Raw genomic sequence first — 25,002 nt, forward strand, 5'->3', positions numbered from 1 at the left:
TTCCTTGGAAGCCCGATGAAAACAATTATTCTAATAATCGCCATATTGGCCGCGGCATGGTTTGGATACCAAGCCATGCAACCGCAAGAGATTGCTGCAGCCCAGATTAAACTCATACCTAATGTGGTGATTGCCACTGCCGCTATGGCGCCCATTCGCGATGAAGTTGAAGCTATTGGTAGCAATAAAGCCGCAGAATCAGTAACGATAACGCCTAAAGTCACCGACATGGTGATAGCGCTTAAATTTGACGACGGCGATATCGTTAAAAAGGGCGAGTTATTAGTCCAACTGCAAAATGCTGAGCAGATCGCTAAGGTTAAAGCCGCGCAAGTCAAAGTCAGTGATAATCAACGTGAATTAGCTCGGATCAGTTCGTTGGTGACTAGCCGCACTGTGGCCGAGTTAGAACGCGATAGATTACAAACCCTTATTGATACCACTCGTGCCGAGCTCGAACAGGCGCAATCATCACTCAATGATCGCAGTATTCTGGCGCCTTTTAATGGTCGTTTAGGCTTACGTCAAATCAGTGTGGGCAGCTTAGTGTCACCCGGCACTGTGATTACGACATTGGATGATATTTCTACCATTAAGCTCGATTTTTCAGTGCCAGAGCGCTTTATTCAAGATTTAGAGCCAGGTAAAAAGGTTGAAGCCAAAGCGGTCGCTTTCCCTGATGTGACTTTCAAAGGTGTGGTGACATCGATTGATAGCCGTGTGAATCCAACCACGCGCACAGTGATTGTTCGCGCCGAAATCCCCAATCCTGAACTGCGTTTATTACCGGGCATGTTGATGAAGGTCAAACTCATCAAGCGTAGCCGCGAGGCCTTGATGTTGCCTGAATCTGCCATTATCCCGATCCAAAACAGCCATTATGTTTACAGCGTCAATGCTGACAAGGTGATTGAACGTAAACAAGTCACTATTGGTATTCGCACCCGTGGCTGGGTGGAGATCTTAGATGGTTTAGCCTTGGGCGAAAACGTAGTGATCCGCGGCTTACTGAAAGTTCATCCTGGGGATAAAGTGCAAACTGAGTTCGCGGAAAAGTTTAGTTATCTTGCCGATACGAACGCGGAGCCAAGTGTATGATCCTTACTGATCTCTCGGTCAAACGTCCCGTATTTGCCTCAGTGATCAGCTTGTTGCTGGTCGCTTTCGGGCTTGTCTCCTTTGATAAATTACCCCTGCGCGAATACCCGAATATAGATCCGCCAGTGGTATCTATCGACACGAATTACCGCGGTGCCAGTGCTGCCGTGGTGGAAAGCCGCATTACCCAATTGATCGAAGACAGGATCAGTGGCGTCGAAGGCATTCGTCACGTGAGTTCATCGAGCAGTGATGGCCGCTCATCGGTTACCTTAGAGTTTGATATTAGTCGTAATATTGAAGATGCAGCTAACGATGTGCGCGACAGGATCTCAGGTTTACTCGACAATTTACCCGATGAAGCTGATCCCCCAGAAGTACAAAAGGCCAATGGCAGTGATGAAGTGATCATGTGGCTCAATCTTGTGTCGGATCAAATGACGACCCTAGAATTGACCGATTACACCAACCGTTATTTGTCGGACCGCTTTTCGGTGGTCGATGGTGTGGCGCGGATGCGTATTGGTGGTGGTAAGGTTTACGCCATGCGCGTTTGGCTTGACAGACAAGCCTTGGCCTCTCGCAGTTTAACGGTTGCCGATGTTGAGGCCGCGCTCAGAGCTGAGAACGTCGAGTTACCTGCTGGTTCGATAGAGTCGAAGGAGCGGCACTTTACAGTGCGACTGGAGCGGGGTTATCGCACTGCCGAAGATTTCGCAAATTTAGTGATCACCCAAGGAGAAGACGGTTATTTAGTCAAACTGAGCGATGTCGCACGGGTGGAAATTGGCTCTGATGAAGAGCGGATTATGTTCCGTGGCAACAAAGAGGCAATGATAGGTTTAGGCGTGTCTAAACAGTCAACCGCCAATACGTTAGAAGTGGCGCGCGCAGTGAACGCGCTGGTTGACAAAATCAACCCGACCTTGCCAGCGGGGATGTCGATTAAACGCAGCTACGATAGCTCAGTGTTTATCGAAGCCTCGATTAAAGAAGTGTATCAAACCCTGTTCACAGCGATGATTTTAGTAATTATCGTGATTTATTTGTTCCTTGGCAGTGTGCGCGCTATGTTGATCCCCGCGATCACTGTGCCAGTGTCTCTGCTCGGCACCTTTATTGTGCTGTATGCACTAGGTTATACCATTAACCTCTTGACCTTATTGGCGATGATCCTTGCCATCGGTATGGTGGTGGATGATGCGATTGTGATGCTGGAAAACATTCATAGACGTATCGAAGAAGGAGATTCCCCACTCAAAGCTGCTTTTCTCGGTGCGCGTGAAGTGGCTTTTGCAGTCATCGCGACCACACTCGTGTTGGTCGCGGTATTTATGCCAATAACTTTCCTTGAGGGTGACTTAGGTAAACTCTTTAAAGAGTTTGCCGTGACCATGAGTGCGGCAGTGCTGTTCTCTAGCCTAGTGGCGCTCACACTCACGCCCATGATGTGCTCTAAGTTGCTTAAGCCGAGCTCGCAGGATTCTTGGTTGGTACGTAAGGTCGACGGCATAATGACAAAAGTGTCAAACCGGTATCAATTGTCCTTAAAATCCGCCATGGCTCACCCGATATTAGTGTCGATTCTGGTATTAGTCGCATTAGGCTCTAGTGTCTATTTAGTCCAAAAAGTACCGCAAGAATTTGCGCCACAGGAAGACCGTGGTTCGTTATTCTTGATGGTCAACGGGCCACAGGGCGCGAGTTACGAATACATAGAATCCTATATGAATGAAGTGGAAAACCGCTTGATGCCATTGGTCGAAACGGGTGATATCAAACGTCTGCTCATTCGTGCCCCCCGTGGCTTTGGCCGCGCGGCGGATTTCTCTAACGGTATGGCAATCATAGTACTGGAAGACTGGGGCAAACGTCGTCCAGTAAAGGAAGTTATCGTCGACATTAATAAGCGTCTTGCCAATCTCGCCGGAGTGCAAGCGTTCCCTGTAATGCGCCAAGCCTTTGGTCGCGGCGTAGGTAAACCTGTGCAATTTGTGATTGGTGGACCTAGCTACGAAGAGCTTGCCCGCTGGCGCGATATCATGATGCAAAAGGCGGCACAGAATCCTAAATTATTGGGATTAGATCACGATTATAAAGAGACTAAGCCTCAACTTCGTGTCGTCATCGACAGAGACAGAGCGGCGAGCCTTGGGGTGTCGATTTCAAACATTGGTCGTACGTTGGAATCCATGTTGGGCTCACGCTTAGTGACGACGTTTATGCGTGACGGTGAAGAATACGATGTGATCGTTGAAGGCGAGCGCGATAATCAAAATACTGCGGCGGATCTGCAAAATATCTATGTTCGTTCCGAGCGCAGTCAGGAGCTTATTCCGCTGTCTAACTTAGTGACTGTGGAGGAGTTTGCCGACGCCAGTTCGCTGAACCGTTACAATCGTATGCGTGCGATCACCATAGAAGCCAGTTTAGAAGATGGTTATAGTCTAGGTGAAGCCCTTGATTATATGAATCAATTGGCGCGTACCTATTTGCCAGCGGAAGCGGTGATTAGCTACAAGGGCCAATCTCTCGATTATCAAGAGTCGGGTAGCTCTATGTACTTCGTATTCATCCTCGCACTGGGGATTGTATTCCTCGTGCTCGCGGCGCAGTTTGAGAGTTATATCCACCCTGTGGTGATCATGCTTACTGTGCCGCTGGCTACCGTCGGCGCCTTAATTGGTTTGTGGCTTACGGGGCAGAGTCTTAATATTTACAGTCAGATAGGCATTATTATGCTGGTCGGGTTAGCCGCAAAAAATGGCATCTTGATTGTCGAGTTTGCTAACCAATTGCGGGATAAAGGCGTTGATTTTGATAAGGCTATTATTCAAGCGTCAGCGCAGCGGTTACGACCTATCTTAATGACAGGGATCACCACTGCTGCTGGTGCCGTGCCATTGGTATTGGCGGTAGGCGCGGGTGCTGAAACTCGTTTTGTGATTGGTGTAGTGGTGTTGTCGGGGATTTTACTGGCAACCTTATTCACTATCTTCGTGATCCCCGCCGCTTATGGACTGTTTGCCCGCAACAGCGGATCGCCCGAAGCTATCGCCCAACAGTTAGAAAAAGAATTAGCCCAAGACTAACGCCTAACACCGGCTGATGTTGAAAGCACACGAAAGTCCACATATATAGGCGCTTGGTATTCATCAAGCGCCTTATTTTTCGCCATTCGAACCTCGTTTTAGCCCTTGCCCTTGAAAAGCAAATTTGGAGCCCCATTTAGTAAACACTAAGCGTTACTTTTACCAAATTGCGTAACAAATAAAGGAAAATTTCATGTCACAACAAGAAACTCATGGTTTTCAAACAGAAGTCAAACAGCTGTTGCATTTGATGATCCATTCTTTGTATTCCAACAAAGAAATTTTCTTGCGTGAACTGGTCTCCAACGCTGCGGATGCGGCGGACAAGCTGCGTTATCTGGCGTTGACCAATGACGCTCTGTATGAAGGCGACGGTGAACTGCGAGTCCGTATCAGTGCTGATAAAGAAAAAGGCACTGTGACCATCGAAGACAACGGTGTGGGTATGACCCGCGACGGCGTGATTGAGCATTTAGGCACAATCGCAAAATCAGGCACCGCTGATTTCTTTAAGAATCTATCGGGCGAATCCTCAAAGGATTCACAGTTAATCGGTCAGTTCGGTGTCGGTTTCTATTCAGCCTTTATCGTGGCGAAGAAAGTCACTGTTCGCACTCGCGCTGCCGGTCATAAGGCCGATGAAGCCGTATTGTGGGAATCAGAAGGCGAGGGTAACTTCACCGTTGATACCATCACCAAGGCGAGCCGTGGTACTGAAATTACGCTGCACCTGCGTGACGAAGAAAAAGAATTTGCCGATGATTGGCGCCTGCGTTCGATCATCACTAAATACTCAGATCATATCTCTGTGCCAGTCGAAATGTGGCAAGAAGGCTCGCCAGAGCGTGATGGTCCTGATGGCGAAAAAATTCCTGCGACCGAAGGTCAATGGAAAGTCATGAACAAAGCCACGGCTTTGTGGATGCGCAATAAAGCTGACATCAGTGATGAAGAGTATCAAGAGTTTTACAAACACATTTCCCACGATTACACCGACGCACTACTGTGGAGTCATAATCGGGTAGAAGGTAAGCAAGAATACACTAACCTATTGTATATTCCTGCAAAAGCGCCTTGGGATATGTGGAATCGCGACCGTAAACACGGCCTAAAACTGTTTGTGCAACGTGTGTTCATCATGGATGACGCCGAGCAATTTATGCCATCTTATCTGCGCTTCGTGCAGGGCTTAATTGACTCAAACGATCTGCCGCTGAACGTATCCCGCGAAATTCTGCAGGATAACCACGTGACCAAAGCGATGCGTACTGGTATCACCAAACGTGTGCTTGGCATGCTGGAAAAACTAGCGAAAGACGATGCGGAAAAATATCAACAGTTCTGGGCTGAATTTGGTCAAGTGCTGAAAGAAGGGCCTGCGGAAGATTTCGCCAACCGTGAGCGTATTGCTGGCTTATTGCGTTTTGCCTCGACCCATACGGGCAGTGCTGCGCCGACTGTGTCACTTGATGACTACATCAGCCGCATGAAAGAAGGTCAAACTAAGATTTACTACATTGTTGCCGACAGCCATGAAGCCGCCGCTAACAGCCCACATTTAGAGTTGTTACGTAAGAAAGGCATTGAAGTCTTACTGATGTCAGAGCGTATCGACGAGTGGCTAATCAACCACTTAACTGAGTACAAAGAGAAACAACTGCACTCAGTGACCCGTGGTGATTTAGAACTTGGCGAGCTGGAAGATGCATCTGAAAAAGAAGCGCAAGAAAAGCTTGAGCAAGAATCGGTAGCTTTAGTTGAACGCATTAAAGCGGCATTAGGCTCAACCGTTGCTGATGTGAAAGTCACGTCACGCTTAACCGACACTCCTGCCTGCGTGGTGGCGGGTGAAGGCGAAATGTCGACTCAGATGATCAAGCTGATGCAAGCTGCGGGTCAACCTGTGCCAGAAGTGAAGCCGACATTTGAGATCAACCCAGCGCACCCATTAGTATCGCGCTTAAATGATCTTCAAGATGAAGCCGCCTTCGCGGATTGGTCAAATCTGCTGCTGCAACAGGCGCAATTATCTGAAAAAGGTAGCCTTGCGGACCCATCGGCCTTTATCAAGCTGATGAACCAAATGTTACTGGCTAACATGAAGTAAATGACTATCGGGGCCCTTCTTTGAACGGCCCCGATATTGTTTCTAGTGCAGGAAGAGTGGTTTGCGCCTAGCCTGTCACTCAATCCGTTAGCGGTAAGACTCGATTTTAAGACTTGGTTCTAACGCTTAGTTTTAAAAGAATAAGGCCTCCCATGATAGAGGCCTTAAATGTTAAGGGAATACTATGGACAATATCCTCAGTCTGACTAAAGACAATATTCAGCAAGTGGTTGACGCCTCGATGCAACAGATCGTGGTGTTAGCATTTTGGGCTCAGCCGCAGGAACAAAGTGTGGCTATGCTGCACACCTTAGAGAAAATTGCCGCGCAAAATGCGGGTCGATTCGTGCTCGCAAAAGTTGACTGTGAAGCCGAATTAGAAATTGCCAATTACTTTCGCATTCAAAGTCTACCGACCACGTTAGTATTGGATAAAGGTCAGCCTGTCGATGGTTTTGCGGGCCTGCAAGATACGGCGCAAGTCACAGCCATGCTGGATAAACATTTGCCGCCTATGTGGCAGTTACAGTTAGCACAGGCCAAAGCATTGCTCGCCTTGAGTCAAGTAAGTGCAGAAGATCTTGCTACTGCAGCTGTGTTGCTTAAAGAAGCACATGTCGGGTCAAATCAAGCGGGTGAGGTGAGTCTAGTGCTTGCCGATGTGTATCTGATGCAGGGCGAATTAGTGTTAGCACAAGCCATGCTTGAGAAGGTAGGGCTTGCTGACCAAGATGGTTACTACCAGAGTTTAAAAGCTAAGCTCGCACTTGCCTTAGATGCGGCGGATACCCCTGAAATTCGCGATTTGCAGCAAAAGTTTGAGCAAAATCCAACAGATTTAGTGTTATTACTCGAGCTGAGTAAGGCATTGCATGCTGCCCACCGCGATGATGAAGCATTAGAACTATTATTCGGTGTGCTCAGTAAAGATTTAGATGCTGAAAATGGCACAGTAAAACAAGTATTTATGGAAGTATTAACGGCACTTGGCCAAGGTAATCCCATAGCCAATCAATACCGCCGTAAGCTCTATACTTTGCTCTATTAATGAAAAAAATCGCTTAGTAACCGCAGTTTATTTGCGGTTTCTGAGGCTAAAGTCGAAGCTAAAACCCTTCTCAATGGCGGCCAGATGTGCGAAGATCGCCGCCCTAAGAAGAATATCAATGCGAAAAGAGGACTCTTGAGATGCGCATTATCCTATTGGGCGCCCCAGGTGCCGGTAAAGGTACCCAGGCCCAGTTCATTATGGAACAGTATGGTATCCCACAAATTTCCACTGGTGATATGTTACGTGCCGCGGTAAAAGCGGGTACTCCACTGGGTTTGGAAGCGAAAAAAGTGATGGATGCTGGTCAACTGGTTTCTGATGATCTGATCATCGGTCTGGTTAAAGAGCGTATCGCACAGGAAGACTGTGTTAAAGGTTTCTTGTTAGACGGTTTCCCACGTACCATCCCACAGGCGGATGCGATGGCGGCAAACGGTATTAGCATTGATCACGTGATTGAAATCGACGTGCCAGACGAAGAAATCGTTAAGCGCATGAGTGGTCGCCGTGTTCACCCAGGTTCTGGCCGTGTTTACCATGTGGTTTTCAATCCACCTAAAGTGGAAGGTAAAGACGACGTGACGGGCGAAGATTTAGCTATTCGTCCAGATGATGAAGAAAGCACAGTGCGTAAACGCCTCGCGATTTATCACGAGCAAACTAAGCCGCTGGTTGAATACTACGGTAAAGTGGCTGCCGCTGGCCAAACTCAATACAACAAGTTTGACGGTACTCAATCGGTTGCGGCCGTGAGTGAGCAGTTAGCTAGGGTGTTGAAATAACCGAATAAAGGTTAATTTACGAGAACAAGTTCTCATATTAAGAAAAAGCCTGCCCATGCAGGCTTTTTTTATGGGTATCGCAATGTTAGCCTCCAAGTGAACTTCATTAACCATGAGCCTAACGTTGAATCCTTCCCCTGCTTTTGGTGTGTTATTGGTTAACCTCGGCACGCCTGATCAACCTAGCCCTAAGGCTGTTAAACGCTTTTTAAGGCAGTTTTTAAGTGATCCTCGTGTCGTCGATTTATCGCCGTGGATTTGGCAACCGCTGCTGAATGGCATTATCCTCAACACCCGTCCGGCTAAAGTCGCGAAACTTTACCAAAGCGTGTGGACGCCAGAAGGTTCGCCCTTGATGGTGATAAGTGCACGCCAAGCACAAAAACTGGCGGTGGACTTAAGCGCTACGTTTAACCAGACCATTCCGGTTGAACTGGGCATGAGTTACGGTAATCCCTCCATCGATGCGGGATTTGAACGCCTGAAAGATCAAGGAGCAGAGCGTATTATTGTGCTGCCTTTGTATCCCCAATATTCCTGCTCGACGGTGGCAAGTGTTTTCGATGCTGTTGCCCGTTATCTTAAAACTGTGCGTGACATGCCGCAGGTTCGCTTTAATAAAGACTATTTTGACCATAGCGCTTATATTGCTGCGCTGGCACACAGTGTGACGCGCCACTGGAAAACCCATGGGCAGGCCGACAAGTTGCTCTTGTCATTTCACGGTATTCCACTGCGTTATGTGAAAGAGGGCGACCCTTACCGCGAGCAGTGTTTTGTCACGGCTAAACTGTTGGCGCAAAAACTTGAGCTGAGCGAGTCGCAATGGCAAGTGTGCTTCCAATCGCGCTTTGGCCGCGAAGAATGGTTAACGCCCTACGCCGATAAATTACTGGCCGAGTTACCTGCGCAAGGGATCAAAAGTGTCGATGTGATTTGCCCTGCGTTTGCGACCGATTGCCTCGAAACCTTAGAAGAAATCTCCATCGGTGCTAAGGAAACCTTTTTACATGCGGGTGGCAGCGACTATCGGTTTATCCCTTGTTTGAACGACGATGAGTTACACATTGAATTATTACGGCAATTAATCCAAGAACAAGCGGTATCTTGGGTATAGGAGCACTGGCTTCGAACTGATTTTGTGATAGAATCTGCGCCCTTCCGGCTAAGGGGTGGTTTTTTTGTCTCGCTAGCCTAGACTCAATATTTTTAGGATGCTGCTTGGCTTGACCGCCTCGGCAGACGCCAATTAGCATGGATGCCAGGAAAAGAGAGCCACTATGAAGTTTCCCGGTCAGCGTAAATCTAAACATTATTTTCCGGTTAAAACCCGAGATCCGCTGCTTGAACAGCTGACTCAACAGCCTCAGCCGTTTGCGACCTATATCAGCGGTATTGATCAAACCTTAGTGGATATCGAAGCAAAAGTGGAAGACGAATTGCTGAGCCGTTATGGCTTGCCCAAAGGCAATTCTACCTTGATCAATGATGAACAGGCCCACAGACTCTACACTGAGTTAAAAATTCATGGTTTGATTAGCGATGAATTTGCTGGTGGCACTATTGGTAACACAGTGCACAACTATTCTATTCTGGCCGATGACCGTTCAGTGCTGTTTGGGGTAATGAGTCAGAGTATCGAAGTGGGCAGTTACGCCTACCGCTATTTATGTAATACCTCTTCTAAAGTCGACCTTAACTTTCTACAACCTGTAGATGGTCCTATCGGTCGCTGTTTTACCCTGATTTCTGAGTGCGGCGAGCGAACGTTTGCGATCAGCAAAGGCGCTATGGATAAACTCACACCTGAATTTATCGATAAAGACGTGGTGCAGGGCAGTTCAGCCTTAGTGTTGACCGCGTATTTGATGCGCGCCAGTGATGGCGACCGTATTACCGATGCGGCCATGTGCGCTATCGAATATGCAAAAGCCGCCGAAGTTCCCGTGGTATTAACCTTAGGCACGCGTTTCTTGATTGAAGAAGATCCACAATGGTGGCAAAACTTCATCAAAGAACATGTCACCATTTTGGCGATGAATGAAGACGAAGGTGAAGCCTTAACGGGTTCACGGGATCCTCTGCTTGCCAGTGAAAAAGCCTTGGAATGGTGCGACATGGTATTAACCACAGCGGGTCCAATCGGGCTTTATACTGCGGGTTATACCGAGGACTCAGAAAAACGCGAAACGACTCACACGCTGTTGCCGGGTGCTATCCCTGAATTTAATCGTTATGAATTCTCCCGTCCAAAGCTTAAAAGTGACTGTGAAACACCAATCAAAGTCTTTGCCCACATTTCACCTTACATGGGCGGCCCTGAAAAAATCGGTAACACTAATGGCGCTGGCGATGGCGCATTATCGGCGTTATTGCACGATCTGGCGGCCAATACTTTCCACAAGACTAACGTGCCAGGCTCAAGTAAACATAAGCGCGATGGCCTGTGTTATTCTTCGTTCTCTCAAGTGTGTAAGTATGCTAACCGCGTCGCCTATGAAGTCTTAGCTCAGCATAGCCCGCGTTTATCCCGCGGTTTACCTGAGCGCGAAGACAGCTTAGAAGAATCCTACTGGGAAAGATAAGTCGGTAGCTGTATTGGTATTAAACTGACTGATTTACGTTAGGGCAATAACGGCAAACCGTTGTTGCCCTTATTTTTATGGCGTTTATCAATAATCAATTAACTAAGCATTAATTTTAACTACAGGCAGTTGCGAATAAATGTTAACGTTAGTCGGGTTCAGGTAGTCCAAATACAGCGATAATTTAAGGTGGAATTTTCGGTGAAAGCGCAAATCTTAAGAGAAATGAAGGTACTCACGGCTATAGAGCCTGAGTTCGAAGTGCAACGTCGTGTCGCGTTTATTAAAACCAAACTAAAAGAAGCGCGTAGCAAGGCATTGGTATTAGGGATCAGCGGTGGGGTGGATTCTTCTACCGCTGGGCGTTTGTGTCAGTTAGCGGTGGACAGTTTAAACCAAGAAAATAGCCAAGGCGGTTACCAGTTTATCGCTGTGCGATTACCCTATCAGATCCAAAAAGATGAGCATGAGGCGCAATTAGCCTGTCAGTTTATTCAGCCCTCTAAGTTGGTCACTGTGAATGTGCATCAAGGGGTTGATGGCGTGCACAGCGCTACCGTTGCCGCGTTAGCCGAAGCCGGATTGCCTTTGCCCGATGTGGCGAAAGTGGATTTTGTGAAGGGTAACGTTAAAGCCCGTATGCGGATGATCGCCCAGTATGAACTCGCCGGACTCGTAGGCGGGCTTGTGGTGGGGACAGATCACAGCGCCGAAAATATCACAGGTTTTTACACTAAATGGGGCGATGGTGCCTGCGATTTAGCGCCATTATTTGGTCTTAACAAACGCCAAGTTCGCCAACTCGCCGCGTATCTTGGCGCGCCAGAATCGTTAGTCTATAAAGCGCCGACCGCGGATTTAGAAGATAATAAACCGTTACTCGAAGATGAAGTCGCGCTTGGCCTAACCTATGCGCAAATCGATGATTTCCTTGAGGGAAAAGACGTTGGCAAGGCGGTTGAAGACAAGTTAATTGGTATTTATAAGGCGACGCAGCATAAACGTCAGCCTATTCCAACTATTTACGACTAACCCTGAATCGTCCTTGAATATGCACTCGTTTGAACTCTGTTCACGAGTGCTTTTTTATGCCTTTGTTATTTGGTGACTAATGCTGTGGTGACAGCCGTTACCACAATCATAATGGGATTATTCACTGTGGTGGGGCTCTGGCGTTGCTAAGTGTTGGCGTGTCAGGGCGATCAGTTGGTTTGGGTATTGGCGATAATCCAAATAGGGCGTGAGTAAACAATGCTGTCCTAGCGAAGATGGCAGCTTAAGTACGGTTATGGATTTATTTTGGGCAGTTAAATGCTGCGCACCGGAATCGTTCACGGACATGGTGAGCCCTAAAGCATTTGCGGCCACTTGCCCCGCAATGAGATGAATCTTAGCGTTTGCCATCAGCTCTATAGCGCCTATGCAGATCATTTCATTTTGCTTGAGTAACACTTGGTCACGATAGCTGCGCCAATCTTCTCCAACCGCGCTGACTTTTGCCATAATAGTGAAGATCTTACGCCAATGATTGCCATTGAGAGCTATAAGAGTCGCGACAGCATCTGGCTGAGTGTAATGCCAGCTCTCAGGTACCAGCGGCGCTGTAGGAAGATAGTAGGCGAACCTAGCGTGTGGATTACCGATTATCATCGAGAGTGTATAAGTTTCGTTGGAATAAGACTATTTTCGATCCTAACCCGATTAAGGCCTATGCGGCTAATAAAATTGCGAGATGAGTAAATTGGGGTGACTAAATTGAAGTGACTAAATTGGAGTGATTAAATTGTACTGTTTACACTAGTAGATTTTATCGCGGTAAAACGTTTGAAGGATGTTTTTATCTACCCGTATAATCTAGTTGCACATTTTATCTTCATGTAGGAACAGCGATGAAGGCCATCATCATAGGTTCAACAAAACACCTATTTTTAGCTGCAGTGTATGCGAGTACTGGCATAGTGGTGGCGTTACTCGCGACAGGGATCTATTTTCTTAATGCGCGCCCTGAGCTGTCACTTTGGCATACGGTCGAGCTAGAAAATGAGTTCCATTATAATACTAAACTCGCTAATTTTAATGAGTACTTATCGCTAGAAGAGCGCCTATTCGCCGAAGTTGAGCGCAAAGTTGTACAGAAAATTCCTGCCTCTGAACGATCTCCCGTGAATCGCTATGTGAAAAACAGCTTATCTGATCCTGCCCATTGGCCACAAAATTGGAATCGCAGTTATGAATGGTCTGTGGCTAATGCCGAATTTGGAGTATTACTGCTCCACGGTATGTCGGATTCGCCCTATGCTCTATCCAATGTGGCAGTGCACTTTAAAGGTAAAGCCCATGTGCTCGGTTTAAGACTGCCAGGACATGGCACGATTCCAAGTGGATTGACTGAGCTTTATTGGCAAGATCTGGCCGCAGCGGTGAATTTAGCCACAGCGCATATGCGGCAAACTCTGAAAGATAAACCATTATTTGTGGTGGCTTTTTCGACGGGTGCCGCCGTCGCGCTGAACCATGAGTTAGAACGTATAAGCCATGATAAAGCCCCTGATTATGATGGAATGATTTTTATCTCTCCCGCGATAGGGCTAGCGCCATCTGCGGCGGCCGCACGCTGGCAGAGTTGGATAGGACGATTGTTGGAGCTGGATAAACTGCAATGGAACAGTATTCAAGTAGAGTACGATCCCTTTAAATATACCTCTTTTGCGGTTAATGCGGGCGATGTAGTTTATCAATTAGCCCTGCGTAACCAAGGTTTATTGGCAGGATTAACGCCGAAGCAACGGGTGCAAGTTCCGTCGATACTCACTTTTCAGTCAGTGGTGGACGCAACGGTTTCAACTGCGGCGGTGGTGAATAATCTGTATCAAACGTTGCCTGAAAAAGGTCATGAGCTAGTGCTGTTTGATATGAACCGACTCGATGTGAATGCCAAGATGGTGTCCAATGATCCGCTTGCGGGCTTGTTGGCGAACATTAATAACCCTGAGTTACATTATCGTGGCACTGTGGTGGAAAATATCAGTAATGAAACCACGCAGGTTCAGGCGCGATACTTTGGTTTAGATGAACTGGGTTTAGATGAACAGAATTTAGATACACAGGATATAGACGCACAGGGTAAAGTGCTCACTCAGGTCACTGAAAACGTGCGGATATTAGATTTATATTGGCCTGCAGGCGTGTATTCTTTATCCCATGTTGCGCTACCTTTTGGCATAGATGATGGGCTTTATGGCGCCGTGATCCAGCCTGATTTACATAGGATCCAAATCGGAGCCTCAGCTTCGCGGGGAGAGCGCGGCTTGTATAGCGTGTCAGCATCTGAAATGTTACGACAGAAATGGAATCCCTTTTTCCCATATCTACTCGAGCGCATGGATGAGTACCGACTCGCCCATATGCACTCGCATTGAATGATGATTTAGTAAACGGGTGTCATTATGTCTGTTCTGCAGCTAAATCCTGTTTGAGTATGGACGTAATCAGTATCGAGCAATCATTATCGACGAAAATTGTGTCATTCAGAACATAAACTAAGCAGTTGATCAAAGAGATGTAATGAAGCCCTTGCGCAGTTGCGAGGCAATTGCTACAGTTCTGGCTCGCTTAAGATAAACCCCATAAACAGTATCTTAGGTGATAAGTAATTAAGCAAAAGCCGTAAAGATTATCGCTAAACTATATTTAGCTAAGTCAGCACAGGTATGCAATATACTTAAAAATTCGGTATGTAGCGCAGCCCGGTAGCGCACTGTCATGGGGTGTCAGGGGTCGGAGGTTCGAATCCTCTCATACCGACCAAATTCCTCTTTTTATAAGAGTTAAAAAGCCTGCTAACTTAATCGTTTGCAGGCTTTTTTATTTTTATGAATTTTAAAGTTCTTTTTAAGCATGCCAAAAGACTGAGGTATATGCATGGTAAAGTGTCCTAGCTTGAATCATGAAAAAACATAATAAATATGGGCAGGCTGCGCGTAGCTGCGACTTTATCACAGTGTTGAATCACCTCGAGGTTTGATTGATAGGGGGGATGTATAAGTTGTATTGTTAAATAGACATTTTCTGAAAGCTTTGGGTAATGCTTTGAAGATTCAGAAGTGGCATTTATTGGGAGCAAAAAATTAGTTGGACACACTTTTTGTTCCCGTCTTATGGTTGAATAAACTGCATTAAAAAACCAAAATACCACGCCAACAAAGAAGCCCAAGTATAACCCCAAACTGCCATCAATAAAGCAGCGGAAGCCAGCCTTGGGTGAAAAGCGCTGGCGATAACTGGTGCAGAAGCCGCACCACCAATATTACACTGACTCGCGATCGCGAAGTACATGATAGGTAATCGAAAAAATACAGTAAAAATAAATAAGATAATAATGTGTATAGAGAACCAAATAAGAGCGATACAAACATAATAGGGCGCGGCGCTCAATGCGCTAATATCAAAGTTCAACCCCATCAACATTATCATGATATAGATTAAAAAAAGAGCTATTTGCTGAGTTTCCTTGACTAACACATGTCTTGCATTTGTTAATGAAAAGAATAATCCTAAAAAAGTTGCAATTAATACTGACCAAAAAAAATCAGAAGTAAGATTGTATTTAAATAAGTGTGGGAAACTATTAGCGATTCTTGTTGCAAGGAAGGATGATAATTTTTCACTAAAGAGAATTACAATGAAAAAAGTCAAGCTCAATATCAGAATCCAATAATAGCTTGTTTGTTTTCCTATCACTTTACGTTTGATGTCAGTGCAAAATATCGGTCTATAGCTTTTATCAGCTTTCAGGAAATCATCGATTTTATCTTGGCGTTCTGCAATGAAAAGTAATATAACCATCCATATACCGGAAAAAAGAATATTAATAGCCATCATTACCGCAAATACGGCATCACCGACACTGTGGATTTCTTTTACAGCCAATTGATTGGCGGTTCCGCCAAGCCAGTTTGCCATCAGTGTTGACATGCCTTTCCAAGCAGCATTATCTCCCTGCCAGACGAGTTCGTTCGGAAAAAATATAGAGCCTAACCATAGGCTTAATGGACCGCCAATACAGATGCTCACAGCACCTAGCACGTACATACCGAGAAGTTTTTTTCCCACTAAACTGAGAGCAAAGAAATCGGTGCCTAAAATCAGCAAAAATAAACAACCGGGCATTAAGTGTGTTTTTGCCATTTCGCTAAGTTGACTATGACTTGCATCAATAATATTTAGCGAGCTAAAGATGGCAGGTAAGGCGTAGCACATTAGCATCAGTGGAAAAATACGATAAATTTGCTTAAAAAGTGTAATAGAGGATGTGTGTGTATAAAATAAACTACATAGTAAAAAGACTAAAAAAAATCCTATTCCAAGATCTGATGATATCAATTTAATTCACCTAGTAAGAATAGCTGGTATACATTGTTATATTTTACAGTAGCTTACTAAAGGCTAGGAAACTCATGCTTAATGCAGATAATTCTTCTCCTTCACGCTGAATTGACCAATAAGTTCGTTTATAATCCCATCCATCCACAGGTAATAAAATAAGGTCTTTTCTTGCTAATTCAGCGTCAATCGCTAATAGTGGTAATACACTCAAACCTATACCTGTTCCAATTGCCCTTTTAATAGAGCCAATGGTTGACATGCAGATTTCATCACGAACGTGGATATTTAAGCTTTTTAATAACTGAATTGCACGAATTCGAGAGAACGATGATTCATGGTCGAATATCCACAATTGTTCACTAAGCCAAGATTTTGTATTTAAACCATTTGCAGCAGGATGAGTTACGCCACTCACAATGTAAAGATTATCTTGTAACCAATGCTCACAAATGAGATTTTTACTCGCGGGTTTAGCATCAATAAAGCCTAAGTCTAGTTCTTTTTCTGAAACCATTTTTTCAATCACTAAACTATTATCAATGACTAGTTTTATTTTTACATCGGGATATTGGTTCTTAAATAATGGAATTTTTTTAGATAATACATAGTTACCAGCAGTCTTACTGCTCCCAATGGTTAACGTCCCCTTAATGCCATGTTCAGGGAATGAAAATATATTTTCTAACTCTTTTCCCTTGGATAGCATTTCATTAGCATAAGGCAATATTATTTCTCCATGCGCATTTACAACCAAACCTCCCGCCACTCGCTCAAATAATCTGCAGCCTAAAGAGCTTTCTAACTCTTTAAGTGCCATACTTACAGCAGGCGTTGACATATGAAGTACTTTTGCCGCTTTTGAGATCTGCCTCTCAGAATGTATGGCTTTAAAGATCATCAATTGTCTTAATGTTATCCGCATCAAATGCTCCGCGAGGGGAAAATCAGTTATACTAGCAGTATAATAGTTTAAAACGATAAATAATTAACATGATAAATATCTGATTTTTATAAAGCGGCTATTTAGCCGCTTTATCTATAGAGGTTAAAATAGATATCTTGTAGATACAAAAATGAGAGTGTCATCAAACTCAGTATGTCCTTTGGCGTCAGTATAGTCACCATCAAAATAGGAAATACCTACCCCAAAAGTCAGATCCTTTTGAGCCTTAAAATCAACGCCTACTGAATATTGACTTGCATCACTCTCTTTTAGTGTTTTTAGATCTGCTCCGGCATTTTTTGTCACTTTACCCAGCCCAGCATCATCTTTTAAATATTGAAATTTTATATCATATTTATTAATAGGAACAACCATACTTAACAGATAGGAGTTACCTTTAATATTATCATAAATACTTGACTCAGAGCGCTGGTACATAGCCCCCAATTTTACGGATGAAATAGCAACACCACCCACCAGTCTTGTTGCCTCTAACTGGTTCAATCCATCAGCATAGGCTATTGAAATATAGTGACTATTCTTTTTAAGTGCTGCATCGCCTAGGGAAAAACTAATTGCATAATTGTTTTGTTTATCAGAAAGTTCTGGATTTTTTTGATTAAAATCCTTATCAAAAACATAACTGATACCCATAGTAACACCAGCGACCTTAACGCTATTTAATGTTATCGAATCGCCTAATCTATCGTTACCTGCAATGATCATATTCATATCGCTTGAGGTAATATTAAACAAATCCACTTTACCTTCAGCACTTTTAAAAACGGTATCATTTCTTCCGAAAACAGCCGAGCCATAGTTAGTTTTAAAACCTAAGTAAGAGTTCCTCGGTTTGAAAATATTAGAATCATCGTTATCAAAGCTTTCTATCCCAGCTTCAAATTTATATAACAAGCTAAAATTATCATATACACTATACTCACCTTTAACGCCTAAATACGATGCATAATTTTCAAGGGAAAATCCATCAACTTTCTCGTTACCAGAAAGACCATTACTTGAGTTGGCCACACCAAGCCACAGTCTTCCATAAAAATCTAGTGGCTCAGATAAAGCTGGAGTTGAACAAATTAAAATAAAACTAAAACCAATATATTTAGTATTTTTCATCGACATCACCTTTTTAGAATGTAAAAGCAATGCCATATTAGAGATTTAAGCAAACACATCTCCGCTTTAGATCACATCTAATCAACAAAAACATCGAGTTAAGCATAACTTAAAGTGTGTTAAGTTATATTTAATGATTTCAATTTATTGCTCTATATCACTATTTAAAAAAATTAAGAAACTATCATCACGCCAAATCTTACCAAAATAAAAACTGGAGAATTGCATGAAGATAAAATACTTGAGTATTATTGTCTGTTCGATTTTAACGGCGTCATCATGGGCTGCTGATAATAAAAATGATTTAGCATCATTCCATAAAGATGTTAATGGTTGTAAAACCTGCCATACAGCACCCAATAAAGTGAGCGATAGCGAGACATTTGAAAATAAACAATGTAAATCCTGTCATGGTGATTATGGAAAACTAGCAAATCCCAAACTAGAAATTGACCCACATTCTTCACACTTAGGTGATATTAATTGTACGTCTTGTCATAAAGGACATGAACAACCAAAATTATATTGTAATGAATGTCATTCATTTAAAGGGCTCGACATGCCTTTTAATAAAGCCAAATCTAAAGAACCGTGGGACAAAGGTTGGGATAATGAAGCCATAAATAAAGCGATAGCTGCAGGTCCTAAAGAAACAACGGATGTGATTGTTGTTGGAGCCGGTAGTGCTGGGTTTAATGCTGCGATTGCAGCTAAAAAGGCGGGGGCTAACGTTATATTGCTTGATAAAGCACCATTTAGTGGTGGTAACTCTATGCTCGCCGCAGGCGGGTATAATGCTGTGGGTACAGTTCAGCAAAAAGATCATAAAGTCGATGATAAAATCGAATGGTATGTCGAAGATACAATGAAAGGCGGTCGATATGCTAACGACCCTAAATTGGTGCAAATATTAGCGGAGCAATCTGCTGATGGCATTAAATGGTTAGAATCTTTGGGCGCCAATATGGATGATTTAAAACGCTCTGGCGGCGCTAGAGTCGATAGAACACATCGTCCATCTGGTGGTTTAAGTGTTGGTCCACATATTATTGATGTACTAAGAAAAGCATCAGATAAAGAAGGGGTTGATACAAGACTCAACTCCAAAGTTGTTAAATTGGTTGTTGATGATGAACAAAAAATTGTGGGTGTTGTCATCCACGGTAAACACTCTGGTCACTATATGGTTGCAGCTAAGTCGGTTGTTTTAGCCACAGGTGGTTATGGGTTTAACAAAGAAATGATTGCTTTTTATCGCCCTACATTTAAAGGCATGACAAGTTCAAATAATATCACTTCAACTGGGGATGGTATTGAACTTGCTAAAGCAGTCGGTGCAAGTATGACTGATATTGATTGGATCCAGACACATCCAACAGTAGGAAAAGATAGTCGTATATTAATTTCAGAAACGGTTCGAGGTGTCGGGGCCATAATGGTTAATAAAGAAGGCAATCGCTTTATCAATGAATTAACGACTCGAGATAAAGCCTCCGATGCCATTCTAAAACAACCTGAACAATATGCTTGGCTAGTATTTGATAATGAATTATATAAAAAAGCTAAAATGGTTCAGGGGTATGATCATTTAGAAATGCTTGAAAAGGCCAATACTGTTGAAGAGCTTGCAAAAATAACAGGAATGACCCCAAGTGTTTTAGACAAAACTATCACAAACTACAACCATTATTTCAAACAGGGTAAAGATGAGGCATTTAACCGTGAGCAGATGCCGCTATCAATAGAAAAATCTCCTTATTATGCCGTAAAAGTTGCTCCTGGCATCCATCATACTATGGGGGGAGTTGCCATTGACACTAAAGCTGAAGTACTCGATATACAAAGTCAACCGCTCAAAGGTTTATTTGCGGCGGGAGAGGTGACTGGTGGTGTTCATGGGTATAATCGACTGGGTGGTAACGCTGTCGCTGATACTGTGATTTTCGGTAAAATCGCAGGGACAAATGCTGCCAAACATGCTCTAAATACAAAGTAATGCTAAATCAGTGAGAGACTCGTTATTGTCTCTCACAACATCTCAAGTTTTATTCATCGTAAATATTAGCAATAAAATTATTGCTTGAGTTAAAGTGCTCCCCTGCTATTTTTGAGAGGCTAATGTAGCCTCTCTTTTTTATTTGTCGGCAGCATTAGATATCAGGGATTTTGCTCACTTTTCGATGGCTTCATCTTTTTAAATAGCGCGGGAATATTGGCGAAATGTACTTACTCTTTCCATGAATCGAATAATACACTGTAGGCGAGTCCAGCATTGCACCACTTCTTAGAGAACCAATTACAGATTTGAACGTCGGAACCTTAAGCCGGATACGCAGTAACGATTACTATCACTGAACCTACATTTCCAGCGTTTAAAATTATTACACATATATTGATCAGCTTTAATGCTCAATAGGATTGTGTTGGTAGACTTTCCTACAGAGCATCAAAGCGGGTGAGGCTATTTGGCAGTATTATGCCGCGCAAGCCAGGCACTCAAGCGCTCTTGTGTGCCGATGACAAAGACAAAAAACGCCGGTACGAAGAATATTGCCAGCAAGGTGCCACTGAGCATGCCACCGAATACGCCAGTACCGATTGCATGCTGAGTTTCGGCGCTGGCGCCGCTCGCAAGCATTAAGGGTACTACTCCGAGAGTAAATGCCAATGAGGTCATCAAAATTGGACGCAGACGCAAGCGTGCAGCGGTCACTGCAGCATCTATCAGCGTATGGCCCTCGGCATGCAATTGGCGGGCGAACTCGACGATGAGGATAGCATTTTTTGCCGATAGACCGATGATGGTGATCATTCCCACCTTGAAGAACACATCGTTAGGCATATCACGCAATATTACTGCCGTTACCGCGCCCAGCAGACCCAGCGGCACGACCAACATCACCGAAAGTGGGATCGACCAGCTTTCGTACAACGCAGCGAGTACCAGAAATACTACCAGAGCGGACAGCAACATTAGCAACGGTGCCTGCGCCGCCGATTGGCGCTCCTGCAATGATGCCCCCGTCCAAGCTACCGCGAACCCTTGCGGCAATTGCGCCACTAAGCGTTCCATCTCGGTCATTGCTGCGCCGCTGGAAACGCCTGCTGCAGCCCCCCCGGAAATACGCATAGCAGGGAAGCCCTGAAAGCGCATCATTTGCTGCGGCGACTCTTTCCATTCAGCCGTCACTACTTCCCGTAGAGGCACCATGCCCCCGCTAGCATTGCGCACGCGCAGGCCGAGCACGTCATCCAATTGCATTCGCACCGAGGCATCAGCCTGCAGTATGACTTGCTGCATACGGCCGGCATTAGGGAAATCGTTAACGTACAGTGAGCCCATGGCAGCCGACAGAGTATTGCTTATAGTGGCAAAGGACAGACCCATAGCCTCGGCTTTTGACCGATTGATATTCAGGCTAATGCTCTCACCGGGCGGTAGGCCGTCTGGGTAGACATCGCTGACCACCTCGCTCTGCGCAGCCAGTGCCAGTAATTGTGTCTGTGCAGCTATCAATGCAGCCTCGCCCCGGTTAGCTCTATCCTGCAGGAACAGAGTGAAACCGGAGGATGTGCCCAGCTCGTCAATGGCTGGCGGCATCAGGCTCATCACTGTGCCTTCAACGTTATCAGCCATAGCTTGCTGCGCCAGTGCCGCTTCTTCGGCAGCCGTAGCACCATTTCGTTGATCCCAGTCCTTGAGCATAGTGAAGGCCATGGCTGCATTGGGACCGGAGCCTGCAAAGCTAAAGCCCAGCACTACCATATTTGCATCCAGTGCAGGGCGTGAGGCGACGTGCGCCTCGTAGGCTTTGACCACATCCAGCGTGCGCTCGCTGGTAGCGCCTGTGGGTAATTGGATGGAGGTCATGAAATAGCCTTGATCCTCTTCTGGCAGGAAGGACGACGGCAATTGCCCAGCAGCGAGGACCAGCACCATGCAGAGTACGGCAAATGCTGCCATCATACGTCCACTGCGTCCAACCAATCGTGCTACGCGTTCACTGTAACCTGCGGTGAGGCGCTCGAAGCTCCGGTTGAAGGCACCGAAGAAACCGCCTTTTTGATGGTGATTAGCACTAACTGGGTGCAGTAGCGTGGCGCATAGTGCTGGCGTTAGGGTCAGTGCGAGGAAGGCCGAAAACAGAATAGACACCGCCATCGACAATGTGAATTGTTGGTAGATCACTCCCACCGAGCCGCTGCCGAAGGCCATGGGGATGAATACGGCGGTCAGCACTAGCGTGATACCGATCACCGCGCCGGTAATTTCCTTCATCGCCTGCGAGGTCGCCTCCCGCGGCGACAGTCCTTGGGTAGCCATCAGTCGCTCAACGTTTTCCACCACCACAATCGCATCGTCAACAATAATGCCAATGGCCAGCACCATGCCGAACATGGTCAGCGAGTTGATTGAGAAGCCAGCCAGTAACATCACCGCGAAGGTACCGAGTAGCGCTATGGGCGCGACGATTGCTGGTATAAGTGTGTAGCGCAGGTTCTGCAGGAACAGAAACATCACCATAAATACCAGCGCCATAGCTTCAAACAGGGTATAGATTACTTTTTCGATAGACACTTTGACGAAGGGGGCTGTATCGAATGGCACTGAGTAGTTCATGCCAGCAGGCATACTCAGCGCCAGTTCGGCTAGACGTTCACGTACCGCAGAAGCTGTGCGTACAGCGTTGGCTCCTGGCGAGAGCTGGATAGCAGCACTGGTCGCCGCCACACCATTCTCACGGTTAGAAAAACCATAGGACTGAGCGCCCAGCTCGACCCGAGCCACATCACCGAGAACCAATTTTGCGCCATCGGCATCGGCACGTAGGACGATAGCAGCGAACTCCTCGGGCGTGCTGAGTTGTCCTTGCACTGTTAGGGGGACCGTCAGTCGTTGTCCCTGTAAGACAGGTTCATCACCGAGTCGCCCTGGGGCTATTTGTGCGTTTTGCTGCTCAATAGCTGTAGCAAGGTCGTTCATTGTCAGGTTATAGGCGGTGAGTTTATTCGGGTCTACCCAGACGCGCATGGCTTGCTCGGCACCGAATAATTGCACGCGACCAACACCGTCGATTCGACGCAGCTCCTCGACAATATTGCGCGCCAAATAGTCGTTTAGCGCGATTTCGTCGAATTGGCCGTTAGGTGAGGTCATACCAATCATCATCAAAAAGCTTGAAGCGGCCGATTCAACCTGCAGACCGCTCTGCCGTACAACTTGAGGTAGGCGTGGTTCGACAGCCTTAATGCGGTTTTGCACGTCCACTTGGGCCATTTCAGCATTCGTGCCCGGTTTAAAGGTGGCGGTTATTTGTGCACTGCCCGAGCTGTCCACCGATGATTCGAAGTACAGTAAATTCTTCACTCCCGACAATTCGCGCTCGACTAGGCTTACTACAGAGTCATTAAGTGTCTGTGGCGTGGCTCCTGGATAAGCGGCATAAATGCTCACCGACACAGGTGCCACTGATGGGTAGCGGGATATGGGTAATTGTGGAATGGCTATGACGCCAATCAGTACGATAAATAAGGCTATCACCCAAGCAAATACTGGGCGATTGATGAAAAACTGCGGCATGGCGACTTCTCCAAATTTAGCGCACGACGGCGCTAAGTTGCTGAGGAACGACAGAGGGTTGCCAAGGTCGAGCAATCACTTGTGCTGCAGGGCTTAGGCGTTCGATGCCTTCAACAACTATCTGCTGACCAGCGCTTAGGCCGGATACTACGTGATAGTGACCTGCCACCAATTCATCGACCTTAACGGCCACAGGTTGCACTTTAGCTTGCTCATCAAGCACCCACACTTGGGGTTGACCATCCTTGCGAGTCACTGCCTGCTGAGGCACGTTCAGCGTCGTAGGATAGTAAGTTTGTGGAATGCGAGCTTTTACGTAAAGACCGGGTAACAGACGATGCTGCGGGTTATCTACCAGTACGCGTAGCAGTACATCGCCAGTACCTGCATCTACCTGAATACCTGAAAATAAGATATGCCCTTGCATGCCAAGAGGCTCGCCACTACTGCTAAGGATCTCAACCGCTAACTCTGGGAGTCCTGAGCTTGCCTGCTGACGCATCGCTTCCAGCATTGATGCTGGCAAACGTACATCAACGTACACTTGGTCGATTTGTTGGAGCCTCGCCATGGGTGTGGTATCGGTCGGTGAGACCAATGCACCTTCACTCACTAATGCTTCATCTATACGTCCGGAAATTGGTGCCTCGACGCTGGCAAACTGTAGATCTAACTGACGCAGTGCCAGCGTCGCTTTGGTTTGGGCTACATCCGCGGCAGCCTGATCGCGCTGGGAAATAGCATCGTCATACATTTGTTGGCTGACGGCCTCGGTTTGTATCAAAGAGGCCAAGCGATCGGCTTCTTGACGAGCCCGAACCCATACCGCTTCGGCACGCAGTAACGCTGCCGCAGCAATATCGACATCCGCTTTAAATGGCGCAGGATTTATTTGGAACAGCACAGTGCCAGATGTTATCTCGGCGCCCTGTTCGAAGAGACGACCTTGCACTATGCCGCTAATTTGCGCGCGGATCTCAGCGCTGCGAACCGCAGCGACACGACCGGGCAGATCTTTAGTCACCAATAGTTCTTCATTTTTCAATGTCATCACTGACACTTGAACCGGAGCAGTTGTCTCTTCATCCTGTACCGCTGAATCACAACCTACCAATCCCAACACGGTAATTCCTACAACTAACACAAAGCTTAAGTGCCGCTGTTTGATGTACATAATCTACTCTCCTCAATGTACAGCGATCTCACTAATGGCGTTTTATCAAACGCTAGAGAACTAATGCTGAATT

General features: G+C 45.8%; 16 protein-coding genes and 1 tRNA gene. 11 read left to right on the forward strand and 6 right to left on the reverse strand.

The genetic code is table 11. The features are described 5' to 3' along the window. The first annotated feature begins 15 nt into the window (after positions 1-15). The 8 genes from L5M51_RS05785 (at position 16) to nadE (ending at position 11,747) form a co-directional block, all read left to right on the forward strand. Positions 16-1,098, forward strand: a complete 1,083-nt coding sequence (locus L5M51_RS05785) for an efflux RND transporter periplasmic adaptor subunit (RefSeq protein ID WP_263171943.1) — start codon at positions 16-18, stop codon at positions 1,096-1,098. Next, positions 1,095-4,190: an efflux RND transporter permease subunit gene (locus L5M51_RS05790; RefSeq protein WP_131523289.1), complete on the forward strand. Its 3,096-nt coding sequence runs from the start codon at positions 1,095-1,097 to the stop codon at positions 4,188-4,190. The genes L5M51_RS05785 and L5M51_RS05790 overlap by 4 nt, the downstream gene beginning before the upstream one ends. A gap of 193 nt (positions 4,191-4,383) precedes the next feature. Continuing rightward, positions 4,384-6,297, forward strand: a complete 1,914-nt coding sequence (gene htpG / locus L5M51_RS05795; RefSeq protein ID WP_028759653.1) for a molecular chaperone HtpG — start codon at positions 4,384-4,386, stop codon at positions 6,295-6,297. A gap of 184 nt (positions 6,298-6,481) precedes the next feature. After that, positions 6,482-7,345 (forward strand): co-chaperone YbbN, encoded by an 864-nt coding sequence (locus L5M51_RS05800; RefSeq protein ID WP_263171945.1) that lies wholly within the window; start codon positions 6,482-6,484, stop codon positions 7,343-7,345. 140 nt (positions 7,346-7,485) lie between these two features. Beyond that, positions 7,486-8,130, forward strand: coding sequence for an adenylate kinase (adk, locus tag L5M51_RS05805; protein WP_028759655.1), 645 nt, complete (start codon positions 7,486-7,488; stop codon positions 8,128-8,130). 112 nt (positions 8,131-8,242) lie between these two features. After that, the gene (gene hemH / locus L5M51_RS05810) at positions 8,243-9,247 is read left to right on the forward strand and encodes a ferrochelatase (RefSeq protein ID WP_263171946.1); all 1,005 of its coding nucleotides are present in this window, start codon (positions 8,243-8,245) and stop codon (positions 9,245-9,247) included. Positions 9,248-9,410: 163 nt separating this feature from the next. After that, positions 9,411-10,715, forward strand: coding sequence for an inosine/guanosine kinase (locus tag L5M51_RS05815; protein ID WP_263171947.1), 1,305 nt, complete (start codon positions 9,411-9,413; stop codon positions 10,713-10,715). 201 nt (positions 10,716-10,916) lie between these two features. Then, entirely contained in the window at positions 10,917-11,747 is an 831-nt protein-coding gene (nadE, locus tag L5M51_RS05820; protein WP_263171948.1) for an ammonia-dependent NAD(+) synthetase, read from the forward strand. Between the two features lie 117 nt (positions 11,748-11,864). Here nadE and L5M51_RS05825 read toward each other — a convergent pair whose 3' ends face one another. Next, positions 11,865-12,365 carry a DUF6942 family protein gene (locus L5M51_RS05825; RefSeq protein WP_263171950.1) on the reverse strand — a complete coding sequence of 167 codons (501 nt, stop codon included), beginning with the start codon at positions 12,363-12,365 and terminating at the stop codon, positions 11,865-11,867. A 239-nt stretch (positions 12,366-12,604) separates the two neighbouring features. On the opposite strand from L5M51_RS05825, the gene L5M51_RS05830 reads away from it, so the two are divergent. Together L5M51_RS05830 and L5M51_RS05835 are read left to right on the forward strand one after the other, a co-directional pair. Further along, on the forward strand, positions 12,605-14,134 hold the full coding sequence (locus L5M51_RS05830) for an alpha/beta hydrolase (RefSeq protein WP_263171952.1): 1,530 nt from the start codon (positions 12,605-12,607) through the stop codon (positions 14,132-14,134). Positions 14,135-14,445: 311 nt separating this feature from the next. Continuing rightward, positions 14,446-14,522 (forward strand) — tRNA-Pro (locus tag L5M51_RS05835). A 348-nt stretch (positions 14,523-14,870) separates the two neighbouring features. Here L5M51_RS05835 and L5M51_RS05840 read toward each other — a convergent pair. The 3 genes from L5M51_RS05840 to L5M51_RS05850 all read right to left on the reverse strand — a co-directional run bounded on the left by L5M51_RS05840 (position 14,871) and on the right by L5M51_RS05850 (position 18,174). Beyond that, a complete protein-coding gene (locus tag L5M51_RS05840) occupies positions 14,871-16,097 on the reverse strand; it encodes a DUF819 domain-containing protein (protein ID WP_263171954.1) in 1,227 nt (408 codons plus the stop codon). Positions 16,098-16,140: 43 nt separating this feature from the next. After that, entirely contained in the window at positions 16,141-17,022 is an 882-nt protein-coding gene (locus tag L5M51_RS05845; protein WP_263171955.1) for a LysR family transcriptional regulator, read from the reverse strand. A gap of 123 nt (positions 17,023-17,145) precedes the next feature. Next, positions 17,146-18,174 carry a porin gene (locus L5M51_RS05850; RefSeq protein WP_263171957.1) on the reverse strand — a complete coding sequence of 343 codons (1,029 nt, stop codon included), beginning with the start codon at positions 18,172-18,174 and terminating at the stop codon, positions 17,146-17,148. A gap of 226 nt (positions 18,175-18,400) precedes the next feature. Between L5M51_RS05850 and L5M51_RS05855 the strand changes: the two genes are divergently transcribed. Further along, positions 18,401-20,170, forward strand: coding sequence for a flavocytochrome c (locus tag L5M51_RS05855; RefSeq protein ID WP_263171958.1), 1,770 nt, complete (start codon positions 18,401-18,403; stop codon positions 20,168-20,170). Between the two features lie 465 nt (positions 20,171-20,635). On the opposite strand, the gene L5M51_RS05860 is transcribed toward L5M51_RS05855, so the two are convergent. Both L5M51_RS05860 and L5M51_RS05865 read right to left on the reverse strand, forming a co-directional pair. Then, positions 20,636-23,755, reverse strand: a complete 3,120-nt coding sequence (locus tag L5M51_RS05860) for a multidrug efflux RND transporter permease subunit (protein WP_263171959.1) — start codon at positions 23,753-23,755, stop codon at positions 20,636-20,638. Positions 23,756-23,771: 16 nt separating this feature from the next. Then, positions 23,772-24,929, reverse strand: coding sequence for an efflux RND transporter periplasmic adaptor subunit (locus L5M51_RS05865; RefSeq protein ID WP_263171960.1), 1,158 nt, complete (start codon positions 24,927-24,929; stop codon positions 23,772-23,774). Between the last annotated feature and the right edge of the window lie 73 nt (positions 24,930-25,002).

Origin of the sequence: Shewanella sp. SM73 (assembly GCF_025653795.1) — a bacterium.
GTDB classification, from domain to species: Bacteria; Pseudomonadota; Gammaproteobacteria; order Enterobacterales; family Shewanellaceae; genus Shewanella; species Shewanella oncorhynchi.